11 protein-coding genes are annotated in these 12623 nt (G+C 40.8%); 9 read left to right on the plus strand and 2 right to left on the minus strand.

Annotated features, from left to right (window positions below; translation table 11 throughout):
* Nucleotides 1–332: 332 nt before the first annotated feature.
* A complete protein-coding gene (locus LNTAR_RS15440) occupies nt 333–530 on the minus strand; it encodes a TIGR02450 family Trp-rich protein (RefSeq protein WP_007279663.1) in 198 nt (65 codons plus the stop codon).
* Complete coding sequence (gene uvrA, locus LNTAR_RS15445; RefSeq protein ID WP_007279664.1) at nt 527–3346, minus strand: excinuclease ABC subunit UvrA; 2820 nt, start codon at nt 3344–3346, stop codon at nt 527–529. The genes LNTAR_RS15440 and uvrA overlap by 4 nt, the downstream gene beginning before the upstream one ends.
* Nucleotides 3347–3559: 213 nt before the next feature.
* On the opposite strand from uvrA, the gene LNTAR_RS15450 reads away from it, so the two are divergent.
* The 9 genes from LNTAR_RS15450 (at nt 3560) to LNTAR_RS15490 (ending at nt 12551) form a co-directional block, all read left to right on the plus strand.
* Nucleotides 3560–4258 (plus strand): hypothetical protein, encoded by a 699-nt coding sequence (locus tag LNTAR_RS15450; protein WP_007279665.1) that lies wholly within the window; start codon nt 3560–3562, stop codon nt 4256–4258.
* Between the two features lie 13 nt (nt 4259–4271).
* Nucleotides 4272–5513: an SH3 domain-containing protein gene (locus LNTAR_RS15455; RefSeq protein WP_007279666.1), complete on the plus strand. Its 1242-nt coding sequence runs from the start codon at nt 4272–4274 to the stop codon at nt 5511–5513.
* Between the two features lie 2 nt (nt 5514–5515).
* Nucleotides 5516–6622, plus strand: a complete 1107-nt coding sequence (bioB, locus tag LNTAR_RS15460; protein WP_007279667.1) for a biotin synthase BioB — start codon at nt 5516–5518, stop codon at nt 6620–6622.
* Entirely contained in the window at nt 6600–7757 is a 1158-nt protein-coding gene (gene metX, locus LNTAR_RS15465; RefSeq protein WP_040915057.1) for a homoserine O-acetyltransferase MetX, read from the plus strand. Before bioB ends, metX begins: the two co-directional genes overlap by 23 nt.
* Nucleotides 7750–8346 (plus strand): methionine biosynthesis protein MetW, encoded by a 597-nt coding sequence (gene metW / locus LNTAR_RS15470; RefSeq protein ID WP_007279669.1) that lies wholly within the window; start codon nt 7750–7752, stop codon nt 8344–8346. The genes metX and metW overlap by 8 nt, the downstream gene beginning before the upstream one ends.
* Nucleotides 8347–9504 carry a CCA tRNA nucleotidyltransferase gene (locus LNTAR_RS25890; protein WP_007279670.1) on the plus strand — a complete coding sequence of 386 codons (1158 nt, stop codon included), beginning with the start codon at nt 8347–8349 and terminating at the stop codon, nt 9502–9504.
* On the plus strand, nt 9505–10254 hold the full coding sequence (locus LNTAR_RS15480) for a UbiA prenyltransferase family protein (protein ID WP_007279671.1): 750 nt from the start codon (nt 9505–9507) through the stop codon (nt 10252–10254).
* A gap of 93 nt (nt 10255–10347) precedes the next feature.
* Nucleotides 10348–11475 carry a DUF481 domain-containing protein gene (locus tag LNTAR_RS15485; protein ID WP_007279672.1) on the plus strand — a complete coding sequence of 376 codons (1128 nt, stop codon included), beginning with the start codon at nt 10348–10350 and terminating at the stop codon, nt 11473–11475.
* Nucleotides 11475–12551, plus strand: coding sequence for a DUF481 domain-containing protein (locus LNTAR_RS15490; protein WP_007279673.1), 1077 nt, complete (start codon nt 11475–11477; stop codon nt 12549–12551). The genes LNTAR_RS15485 and LNTAR_RS15490 overlap by 1 nt, the downstream gene beginning before the upstream one ends.
* The last annotated feature ends 72 nt before the right edge of the window (nt 12552–12623 follow it).

The raw sequence follows: 12623 nt of genomic DNA on the forward strand, positions 1-12623 counted from the left end.
CAATGACTTCTTTTCAGCGAGGATAAATATAATTATTAAGATATATGATAAATAGATCTATAATTATTGACTAGATCAATGATCTCCAAAGAAAATAACTTCTGTCTCATTGAGCTTTATTGAAGTACACTCAATTGATTACTTATGATTAGGATATTTAGTGTATGAAATTGAGCGTAAAAATAATATTGGCCTTACTATTTATCTGCTTTCTTTGCTTTTCTTGTGTTAGGGAAGAGCAAGACCAGTTAAGCCATGAGGATCTTGATGACAGATTTTATATAGAGAAAATCTACGTTAACACAAATTTTGAAGTCGTCCCTTTTTAATTTCTAAAGCCAGCCACTCTGCCATTTTTGCGGATTGCGCAACTCAACTAAACTAACGGCGCGGCTCTTACCTTTTAATAAAGGTTTGAGCTGAGCCGTTTTTGCTTTCTCATTCGTAGCAATCACCGTAAAATGCTTTTGACGATCAATAATTTCGACCGCCGTCCACTTGGAGTCTAAAAGGTGCTTAAAATCCATCATTTCAGTATGGGCTTCAAATACTGACCCGTAAATGATGCTGCGCACTTCGCAACTTTTTCAGGTGTCCCACTGACCATAACTTGACCGCCGCCGGCACCGCCTTCAGGTCCCATATCTATAATCCAGTCCGCAGTCTTGATAACGTCTAAATTGTGCTCGATGACAATCAAACTATTACCTGCATCACGCAAACGATGAAGTACTTGTAAGAGTCGATCAATATCGGCTATATGCAAACCCGTTGTCGGTTCATCCAAAATATACATCGTATGACCACGTGGAATACGACAAAGTTCAGAAGCTAATTTCACACGTTGGGCCTCACCACCCGATAAAGTCGTTGCCGCTTGTCCCATGTGTAAGTAACCCAAACCGACTTCTTCTAATGTCCCCAAAATCTTTTTGAGCTTCGGCACCTTATCAAAGAACTCGTAGGCTTCGTCAATGGTCATTTCTAAAACATCGGCAATACTGCGACCTTTGTAGAGCACACTCAAAGTTTCGGTATTGTAGCGACGCCCGCGACAAACTTCGCATTCCACAAAAACGTCCGGAAGAAAGTTCATTTCAATCTTGCGATAACCATCGCCTTTGCACTCTTCGCAACGGCCACCTTTGACATTAAAACTAAAGCGTCCCGGTTTATAAGCCCGTGCCTTTGCATCTGGTGTGGAGGCATAAAGAGTTCGGATTTGATCAAAAGCTCCCGTGTACGTCGCAGGGTTTGATCGAGGAGTTTTGCCAATGGGTGACTGCGTAATTACGATCTGCTTGTCGATTTCTTCTAGACCTTCAACCGAACGAACTTTTCCTGGACGTTCACGCCCAATGCCTAAATGCTTGTTGATACTTTTCTTGAGAATTTCGTGAACAAGTGTTGATTTACCCGAACCCGAAACACCCGTCACACAGACAAATTTACCTAGCGGCACGCTCACATTCACTTTCTGTAAATTATTCTCTGCCGCAGCCTTAATTTTAATACTCTTACCATTGCCCTTTTCTCGCTTTGCGGGAATCGCGATTTCCTTCTTGCCACTCATGTACTGGCCCGTAAGTGTATCGGCTTTCATAATTTCTTTTGGCGGACCTGCAAAAACAATTTCACCACCTAAGCGACCTGCCATGGGCCCCATGTCGATGAGATAATCCGCACGTAAAATGGTGTCTGTATCGTGCTCGACAACAACAACGGTATTTCCCAAACCACGTAAATGTTCTAGGGTAGCTAAAAGTCTGTCGTTATCGCGTTGGTGTAAACCAATGCTCGGTTCATCTAGAATGTAGAGAACTCCCACTAAGCCCGCCCCCAACTGAGTCGCTAAGCGAATTCGCTGCGCTTCCCCACCAGAGAGAGAAGAAGATTCACGATTGAGGTTGAGATAATTAAGACCTACAGCGTTAAGAAAACCTAAGCGTGAATCAATTTCGCGACTCACTTCTCCTGCAATGACTTTTTCGGTTTCATTAAAGTCTAGATTCTGGATGAATTCTGCGGCGTCCGCAATCGACATGCGTAAAAAATGGTTAATGGGCATATCTTTGACAGTGACCGCCAATGATTCCGGTTTGAGGCGATCCCCGTGACATGATCCACATTCGCGTCGAACCATGAGGCTAAGAATTTTTTCACGTTGACGATCTGAACCCGTTTCATTCATGCGCCGAGTGATATTTCGCGCTACACCTTCAAAAGGTTTATTGACATCATACCAACGTCCAGCATTCTTATACACCATGCGGATAGCTTTTCCGGTACCGTAAAGCAAGACATCACGTTGTTTCTCGCTTAAGTCTTCAAAGCGAGTGGTCAGTTCAAAGTCATAGGCCTTGCCAACTGACTCAAGTAAATTCTTGTAGTAGAAAACCAAGCGGCGAGGACCTTTTTTCCAGAATGGGAAAGCATCTTTCACTGGCTTGCGTTTATCGGGAACAATCATGTCGATATCAAGAGTCTGAACAGACCCTAAACCATGACATTCTCCACAAGCACCATAGGGACTATTGAATGAAAAGTCACGTGCTTGCAGTTCCGAAAAGCTTATATTGCAGGCATCACAAGCTAAATGTTCTGAAAGCTTGTGTTCATCCCATTCCCCCTGCTCATTTTCTACTTGAAAAATAATCGAGCCGCCACCATAAGTGAGCGCAGTCTCCACTGAATCAGTCAGACGACTACTCTTTGAGCCCGTTTTGATACGGTCCACAACAAGGTCGACATTGTGCTTGAAATTTTTATCTAAATTGGGCACGTCTTCTAAACGACACATTTCGCCATCTACGCGAACGCGAGCAAAACCGTCGCGCACGGCTTTTTCAAAAACTTCCTTGTGTTCACCTTTTCTTCCCTCAACTAAGGGAGAGAGGATAAGCATTTTTTTCTCTTCAGGAAAACTTTGCGCTTTGCGCACAATCGCTTCGGCACTCTGACTCTGAACTCGTTCACCGCATTGAGGACAATGACGTTTACCCACATGCGCATACATCAATCGCAAGTAGTCATAGATTTCAGTACTTGTTGCGACAATCGAACGTGGACTACCCACGCCCCCACGCTGCTCAATGGCAATAGCGGGTGAAAGCCCCGTGATTTGCTCTACTTCCGGCTTTTCCATCTGATCCATGAATTGACGTGCATAAGATGACAAGCTCTCCACATAACGTCTTTGCCCTTCAGCATAGAGCGTGTCAAAAGCGAGAGATGATTTACCTGAACCACTCAGGCCGGTGACAACCACTAGCTTATTTCGCGGAATTCGCACATCCACATTTTTTAAATTGTGGTGGCGAGCCCCTTTAATAAAAATATCTTCCATTTGAAGTCCTTTAAATTTAATTCACTAAATATGGAAGACTGGCTGAATATATCAATTCTCCAGCGCAAAAAGGCCATGTAAAGATTAATTTGTCATCTCGAAGTGATTAGACTGCTGACTTTCTAGGCTTTTTTCAATAAAGCGAGAAATTCTTTAGGTGATAAAAAAGCTCTTCGTGCTAACTTAGCCGAAACATTATGGAGATAGCAAATCTTGAAAACCTTCGAAAATAATAGCCACCTAGAAGCACTACAGCGCGCATGGGCAATCTTCTCTGGACACAAACGCGATCAAGTCAGTGAATTTAACTGTGAAAACTGTGTCTACCTTCCCATCGCTGGATTTATCAATGGCCTTGCGCTCTGGCTCTGTGCGCAGATTATTTTATTTTTCCAGCAACAATCCAATGCTGGTGCCGTGATTCTTGGAAGTTTTATCATCAACGCCCTCTTATCTTGGTCAAATAATTTCCAAATACTCAACTTTGGCAACTCCATCAACAAAGCCCATGACCTGAAGCTTTCTCAAGCCCCCGTCGCCATCACTCAAATTGTTATTTTATTCCGCTTAGCCGCCATTGCCTATCTACTCCATAAAGGCTTAAGTTGGTGGCTCATTCTCGTACCTCTTTTTCCTGCATATACTTTAAGTGTTAGATTCTTAGCAGAACTCAAAAACAAAGATGCCAACATTCAAAATATGTGCCTCTACCTAACGATTGGCTGTGCCGTCATTCCTTGTTTATTTACTGAACAGATCGTTCCCGTAGCCCTCTGCTTTGCAGGCATCTATTTCCTTTCTCCCTACCTTAAAACTAAACTGCAAAACTTAGAATTCGAAGACCAAATCAATAGTCACCGAGAATACCTTGAGCTCGCGACTCTATGCTTTGCCTTACTTATCCTCAAATAGGATTCCCTAAACCATGAAATATATTTTATTATCCATTTGTCTACTTTTAAATTTATTTAGCCTTGCCAACGAACAGCCTGTCATTGAAGGTATTGAAGCTCCAAAGACTGAGCCAAAAGCTGTAAACGAAGTCGCTCCAATAAAAGAAAAAGTTGAGCCTCCTGCTAAAATCGTCCTCGAACGTCAACAGGGGGTGGTTATTACAAATCGCCTCAATGTTCGCGCCCGCCCTTCTGTTCGTTTTGAAATTATTGATCGCATCAAACGCGATAGCAAAGTTGAAATTATTAAAGAAACTGATGATTGGCTACAAATTGTTGCCCCCGAACACAGCTCAGCGTGGATTGCTGCCAAGCACGTTGATGAAGAAGGCAAAGTAAAGCCTAAGAATGTTCAAGCCTATGCAGGAGCAGGAATTGAATTTTCTCCACTGGGCACGGCGCCCGTAGGAGCAAGAGTTGAAGTCCTTTATCGCAAAAATAATACTTGGTTAAAAATCAAAGCTCAACCCTGGATGAACGCTTGGGTCAGCAAACAATTTGTCAAAATAGATAAAACTGAAACTAAGACCGCAAAAGTCGAAGAAACTGAAACTCAGGATATTAAGGCTATCCCCATAAAACCAGCGAATCCAACTGCTGACAATGAAGTTAGTAAAGAGGTTAATGCGGCCATTAAAAAGAGTTATAACTTTGATGAGCGACGTGCTGAACTCGCAAAAATCGAACAACAATTTCGTGATGAGATCGCACAAGCCGAAAAAGAGCGTGACGAACTTGAGAAGAAATTAACTGAGTTAAAAAAGAATAATGAAAACAAAATCAGCGAAATTAACCAAGCTGAAAAAGAAATTTATGAGAAAAATGAAGATATCCTAAGAGGCAAAGAAAAAATCGAAGTGGTCAACAATGTTGAAAATGACATCAGCCGAGATGAATTCGAAATCCAAGCCTCAGAAGAAATCACTGCTCAATTAGGGAATATCGATGAGATTGAACTCCTTGTCCAGCAAGGGCAAACGGCTATCAAAGGTATCATCATGCCAGTTCGAGAAGAAGATAGACAAATAGTTGATTTCGCTTTGGCTGTAAAAATTGACAAAGAGTATTATCCTCTGTGCTATGTAATCGGCAAGGTAGAAAACCTGCACACTTTGTATGAGCAGGAGATCGCCATGACTGGAATAAAAAAACGTAAGGAAGGCTGGTCTCGTCCTGTTTTCCATATGGACAAATATAAAATCATTAGGAAGTAACAATGACTTCAGAGTCAAATAAATACCAACTTTGGACAAGTAAAGCTCTCGCTAATGAGGACTTTAGCCGTGAAGAATGCTTAGAAATTCTTGCATCCCCAGAAATTGACCTTCTCAAACTCGCCTCTGCTGCTGGCGATGTTCGCATGAAAACTTTTGGTAAGAAAGTTAAAATCCACCAAATCAACAATGTTCAAAATGGCCTCTGCCCTGAGGACTGTGGTTACTGTGGACAATCAAAGGATTCAGACCTCCCCGTCAATAAATATGCTTTAAAGCCAGAAGACGAGATTGTTGAAGAAGCTCGTCAAGCCAAAGAGCGCGGTGTCTACCGTTATTGCATGGTTTCGTCTGGTACGGGTTTAAATGACAAACGAACGGATCAGTTCGCAAATATCATCCAGCGAATCCAGGATGAAGTGGGAATTAAGACTTGTTTATCTGCCGGTTTCGTTGAATACGAACAAGCAAAAAAACTCAAGGATGCTGGTCTCGATCGCCTCAATCACAATCTCAACACTTCTGAATCTCACACACCAGAAATCGTCACCACTCACACTTATGAAGATCGTCTCGAAACTTTGCGCAATTCGCGCAAAGCTGGTTTAGAGAACTGTTCTGGCATGATTGCTGGTATGGGTGAAAGCGATAATGACGTCGTCGATGTTGCTCTCGAAGTCCGTCGCTTGGGCGTTCCTTCTATCCCCGTGAATTTTCTCGTTCCTGTTGAGGGCAATCGCATCTTCGACTTCGACCAACTGGACCCAATTCGTTGCGTTCGCATCCTCTGCTTGTTCCGCTTCCTCAATCCAAAAGCTGAAATCCGTATGGGTGGTGGTCGTGAAGGTCATTTACGTGGACTCCAGAGTCTTGCACTCTACGCCGCCAACTCAGTTTTTGTGGAAGGTTATTTAGTCACTCGCGGAGATCGCAAAAATAAAGTTTTCCGTCTCATTAAAGATGCTGGTTTTGAAATTGAAAATGAAGCAGCCTTCAATATCGAAGATGATGAAGCTTCCTCTAAAAAGTTTTCGATTGATGATAATCCTTCAATCCTAAATCCAAAAACAACTAAACCCGAAGGTTGTGCCCCAAGCACCTGCAGCTAAAATGCTCGTCAAAGAACAATTTTTCAGCTTCGCTTCAAAAGAGGAGCCCTTTCGACTTCGTTGTGGCAAAAATCTCAACGAAGTTCAAGTCTGCTATGAAAGCTATGGTGAACTCAATGCTGAAAAAAGTAATGCCATTCTTATTTGCCATGCCCTTACGGGCTCAGCACATGTAGCTGGCCGACATTCAGAAGATGACCGCAAGCCTGGTTGGTGGGACGAAATGGTTGGCCCGGGAAAAAGCTTTGACACAAATAAGTATTTTATCGTCTGCAGTAACATCTTAAGTTCCTGCTATGGAACTACGGGTCCCCAGTCTACTTCTCCTGAAACTGGAGAAAGCTATAATTTAGATTTCCCCATGACAACTATCTACGACATGGTCAACGTTCAAAATGAACTTATGAAACATCTAGACGTTGAAAAATGGTTGGCCGTTGCAGGTGGTTCTTTAGGTGGCATGCAAGCCTTGCAATGGGCGGTAACTTACCCTGAAAAAGTTCATTCATGCATCCCTATTGCAACTGCTGCTCAATGTTCTCCGTTGAGTATTGGTTTCAACTGGGTTGGACGTGAATCCATCATCAAAGACGAAAACTTTGATGACGGCAATTACCCGAAAGGAACTCAACCCGAAAAAGGCCTCTCTATTGCCCGAATGATTGCGCATATGACTTATCTATCTGATGTTTCGATGCAAAATAAATTTGGTCGTAAACTCCAAGAAATGGATGATGTTAATTACGAATTCACCCACAATTTCCAAGTGGAAAGCTATCTTAATTACCAAGGTCGCCAATTCGTTAATCGTTTCGACGCCAATTCCTACCTGTATATCACCCGTGCAATGGATTATTTTAATTTAGCTGAGGAAGGTGAAGACAAAAGCCTTGCACAAGCTCTAGCTAAGAGTCTTTGTCAATTTTGTATCATCTCCTTTTCTAGTGATTGGCTTTTCCCGCCGTATCAATCAGTTGAAATCGTTAACGCTTTAGCAGAAAATCATCGCACAGCAACTTATTGTAACATCAAAAGCGATGCAGGTCATGATGCTTTTTTGCTAGAAGTTGACGTACTCGCTCCTATCATTGGCAATTTCCTTGAACAACAACTCGAGAGTTGCTCCAATGCATAAACAATTACTTGATGCCAACTTCTCGATCATCACATCTTTAATCAAAGAAAAATCTCGTGTCCTAGACCTTGGTTGCGGCAAAGGCAAATTACTCAAACACCTTAAACTTGAAAAATCTTGCGAAGTCCAAGGGATTGATGTGAGTCAGCAAGAAGTCATCGACTGTATTGCCAACGCAGTTCCCGTCCTACAACTCGACCTTGAAGAAGGCATGAGTTTTTTCCAGGATAAGAGCTTTGATTTTGTCGTAATTAGTCAAACAATGCAACAAGTTCACAACCCTGACAAACTCATTCGAGAAGCACTACGAGTTGGGAAGAAAGTTATTGTTTCTGTGCACAACCTAGCTTACTGGAAGTCACGACTCCAAATCACTCTCAAGGGAATGATGCCCAACACTAAACATCTTCCCTATGAATGGTATAACACTCCCAATATTCACCTAGGCTCTATCCGCGATTTTTATTCCATGTGTGAAAAAGAAAGTTTTCGCATTACTCATGTGTATCCTGGCGGCGATCATTTTTTAAAGTCATTTAACAAAAATTTATTCTCAGAATTCAGTGTCTTCACCCTGGAGAGCCACTAAATGTATCCGGACTTTTGTGAAATCTTCGGCAAAGACATCTACATAGTTGGCGGCGCTGTACGAGATCGACTCTTAGGTATTGATGTAGTTGACATTGATATTGCCTCAGCTATACATCCTTACGATTTTAAAGACCTAAGTAAATCACTTGGGTATAAAACTTTTGACACCGGCATAGAGCACGGAACCGTAACCGTGTTAATTGATGGTAAGCCTTATGAGCATACAACTTTTCGTACTGATGTTTCTTGCGATGGTCGCAATGCCAATGTGAGCTTTTCAAAAACGATTGAAGAAGACCTCTCTCGTCGCGACTTTACGATCAATGCCATTGCTCTTCTTGGTAAAAAAATCATTGATCCTTTTAATGGACAAAATGATTTAAAAAATAAAATTTTGAAAACAGTTGGCACTGCAGAAGAACGTTTTTCTGAGGATTACCTGCGAATTATACGTGCGGCTCGTTTCGCCTCTCGACTTAAGATGTCAATCGATACTGATTTACTTATCGCTGCAAAAGAACTGGCGCCTAAAATAACTCAGCACGTTTCAGTAGAGCGTATAAGTGATGAATTCAAAAAAGCTCAAGGTCACGCCGAAGAGTTCCTAAAAGTTCTTTACTCAATGAATATCTTGGATGTTCTTTTCGACAGCACCAAAGATCATTACGCCAATGAACTTTGGTGGGAAGAAGTTGGTCGTGCAGCTCAATATGATGGCGAGACTTATTTTGCTGCCCTCGTTAGACCTAGTGGTGATAAAAACAAAGTCGAAAGTATTTGTAGAGAATACAAACTTAGTCGATCCATCATTCGCTTTTCTTGTCAATTAGTTGAACATCTTGCTTATTTTAACACAGGCGAATTTTCACTTGAAAAATCTTATCAAATTTTAAAGTCATGTGGCGATAATAGTTCTCGTTTACTTAATTATTTACATAATGTCATTGAACAAACAGAACCACGTCCTGCCCTTGAACAAACATTAAATCAGCTGGATGATATTGACCAAGCAATTAAGAACCCTTTAATTAATGGTGGAGATCTCCACACAATGAATATTAAGCCTGGACCGGAATTTCGCCATATACTCGATCGAGCCGCCCTCCTTCAGATTGAAGGCTTGAACAAAGAAGAAATATTAAATAAAATCGGCTAAGTGTCCTTAGCTAAATTCAAAGCATCTTTTCTCCACACAAGTCAGGTGACTTGTATTGTCACGAGCCTCTACGCATTCCTCTCTGAAACGCCACAATGGCAGCTCTTTTTATTTGTTTATTTTGCCTGCTTTTTCACATACAATATTGAACGAGTCTACCAAAACTCACCTGAAGATCAAGTTAATCACCCTGAACGATGGTCTTTCTTACGCAAACACCAAGGTTTCATTCAAAAACTCTGTATCACATCCTTGATTTGTTGTTTAGGCTTATCTTTCTTTCTCACAAAGAGACAGTGGCTTATTTTAATCCTTGCAAGCATCCCCACTTTATTATATCTCTCTCCTAAAATCTATTTTTATAAAAAGCGTCTCAAAGAACTCTTCCTAGCTAAAGAATTCTCTATCGCTTTTTCCTGGGCACTCATAACTGCTGTTTTACCATTTCTTCAGTTTAACGCACTTTTTTTCATCTCGTGCTTCATACTCGCCCTCATCAACGTCATTTTCTGTGACGACTTAGATAAACTAGGAGATAGTAAACAAAAGATAAAAACCATCGCCAACACCTCTCAAAAAAACACTCCTATTGCCATTGGATTATGTATTTTATTAAGTGTCACGTTTTTCTTTATAAATATGAAAGGCTTTTCTCTAGCATATATCCATCTTTTGATTGCCCAGTATTTCAGAGCGAATTCAACTCAATATGACCTTGCTTTAATTTGGCCTATCATTGCTCCTTTCTAAAAAGAAAAAAAACCTCCAATTATTCTTGCCTAAAGTCCTCACAAGAACTACTGTTCGAGAATTTCAAAAATAATTTCACATAACGGATGGATCATGAATTTTACACACTTTAAGGCTATAAGTTTACTTCTTCTACTCAGTTTCTATTCTACCTTTGCTGATGAAGTCACCTTAAAAAATGGTGCAGTCTTGCCGGGTAAAATCACAAAAATCACCAAAGGCTCTATTACTTTTCAGACTGATTTCGCAGGAGAAATCGTCATCAAACTCAGCAAAGTTGAATCTTTTAAAACAGAGAAAGATGCCAACCTCGAATACGATAATCGACAAACCGTAGTTGGTTTAATTGATTACATGAATGGGCAAGCAGTCATTACTCCTAAGAAACAAGTGAAAGAACAAGATTTCAAAAAGTCTGAAACTGCACCAACTGAAGAAAATGAAACCACTAAAGTTGAAGCACTCGAACCCGTTGTCGCAACTGAAGATTTTAAAAATTTATGGCCCATTGGCTCCAAACACCCAGATTATGTGAAACCTCTTAAGCTTTGGCATTATAGCATTGATCTAAACGTTCTTAAGGAAACTGGCAATACTGATGAAGATGAATACGAAGGTGGATTCAAAGCAACATATGAAAAAGATGGAAAGATTTTTAAGTTATTCGCTGCTTTCGATCTTGGTAATAAAAATGGTGCAAATACTGATGAAGAATATACTGGAGGTTTTGATTATGAATCACCGATTAGCCTCGATCACATGCAAGCTTGGTATTCGCGCTATCGCTGGGAAAAAGACCGTTTCGATGACTTGGATGCTCGTCACACCTTAGCTGTTGGTTACAGTCATTATTTCCTACGCGACCCCAAAGACATTACTCTGAGAGTTCGTACCGGTATTGCTGAAAGGATTGAACGTTACCGTGAAGATGATAGTGCTGACAATGAAAAACTAGCTGGGGACTTTCAGGCATTATTTGTTAAAAACTTTGGCCAATGGGGTAAGTTTAGAACCGAAGCCCTATATGCACCAGTTTTTGAGGACCCACAAGAGGATTACATATATTACTTAGATGTAAGCCACGAGCTACCATATAGTTTATCAGAAACGATGACACTTAGTCTAAAAGTGGGATACAATCGTGAATACACAAGTTTACCTTCCGACGAAAGTGAAAAAGCTGACAACGAATTCTACTTAAAACTCCTTCTTAATTTCTAATGAAAGAAAGGTTTCTACACCTTCTTCTCTTAGGCATTAGTACAACTTTATCAGCAGATATAATAAGACTTACTGATGGCTCTCGAATTTTTGGAAATATAAAAAAAGTCTACAAAGACCAACTCAGTATAGAAACTGAATTTACTGGACTCATCATTATCCCTATGGTTCACGTTGATTCATACGAAACCGACACTGTCAAGAATATTGAATATGACGAAAATGATACCACTAAAGGTAAGCTCGCTTACACAATTGAAGAGACAATCATTTACCCCTCTAAAGATGAATTATTAGAGCAAGATTCTGCCTTCATCGAGAACGATTTAGCTCCTATTGAAACAAAGTCCATCCTCTCCTTGTGGGAACCTAATAACAACCATCCATCTTACATTAAACCCGTCAGCCCGTGGGAGTATAAACTCTACTTAAATTTGGCGAAACAAACTGGCAACTCGGACAAAGATAACTACCGCGGTGGTGGTTCTGTCGGATGGGAAAGAGATGGGGTCAAACTTCTGAATTACGGTTCCTTTATCTTGGGTGAAAACAATAAAGTAAACAACGAAGAAGAATATGTAGTCGGCTCCGACTATGAGCACCCTAAAGCCCTCAATGACCCGAGTTCACTTTACCTTCGCTCACGATGGGAAAAAGACCGTTTTGAAGATATACAAAATCGCTACGATTTAGCTGGTGGTTTTGGTTATTATATTTTAGATGATGAACGTCATGTTTTACGTAGTCGCTTGGGACTTGCTATGCGTCACGAAGATTATCAAAAAGAAAGTGATAAAGATAACACCGGCCACGGTCTAGAAATAGAAGTAAGCTTCAAACGAAAAGCAAACATCTGGGGCTCTGTTTACAGTAAAGTTCGTTACAACCCCTCTATCGATGAGTTCAGTCACTACATAATTAACCAAGAGAGCGGTTATGAAATCCCTTTTACAATGGATGAAACCCTCAAATTAAGCCTCAACATGGGCATGGATCAAGAGTATGTCAGTCACCCCAATGGTTCACGTTCCAAAGATGACACAAAATATTTTCTTCGTTTAGGCCTTACTTTTTAAAATCCCTCGACTTATCTACTTCTCTTATATAGAAAAGTTCTGTAAAGAGAGTAAAATCTTGCAAACTAAACG

The organism is Lentisphaera araneosa HTCC2155, from assembly GCF_000170755.1.
Lineage (GTDB): Bacteria > Verrucomicrobiota > Lentisphaeria > Lentisphaerales > Lentisphaeraceae > Lentisphaera > Lentisphaera araneosa.

Excerpts from the sequence above, each read along its gene's own strand:
- LNTAR_RS15490 (WP_007279673.1), top strand. The coding sequence starts at position 11,475 with ATGAAAGAAAGGTTTCTACACCTTCTTCTCTTAGGCATTAGTACAACT.
- bioB (WP_007279667.1), top strand. The coding sequence starts at position 5,516 with ATGACTTCAGAGTCAAATAAATACCAACTTTGGACAAGTAAAGCTCTC.
- metW (WP_007279669.1), top strand. The coding sequence starts at position 7,750 with ATGCATAAACAATTACTTGATGCCAACTTCTCGATCATCACATCTTTA.
- uvrA (WP_007279664.1), bottom strand. The coding sequence starts at position 3,346 with ATGGAAGATATTTTTATTAAAGGGGCTCGCCACCACAATTTAAAAAAT.
- LNTAR_RS15440 (WP_007279663.1), bottom strand. The coding sequence starts at position 530 with ATGATGGATTTTAAGCACCTTTTAGACTCCAAGTGGACGGCGGTCGAA.
- LNTAR_RS15485 (WP_007279672.1), top strand. The coding sequence starts at position 10,348 with ATGAATTTTACACACTTTAAGGCTATAAGTTTACTTCTTCTACTCAGT.
- LNTAR_RS25890 (WP_007279670.1), top strand. The coding sequence starts at position 8,347 with ATGTATCCGGACTTTTGTGAAATCTTCGGCAAAGACATCTACATAGTT.
- LNTAR_RS15455 (WP_007279666.1), top strand. The coding sequence starts at position 4,272 with ATGAAATATATTTTATTATCCATTTGTCTACTTTTAAATTTATTTAGC.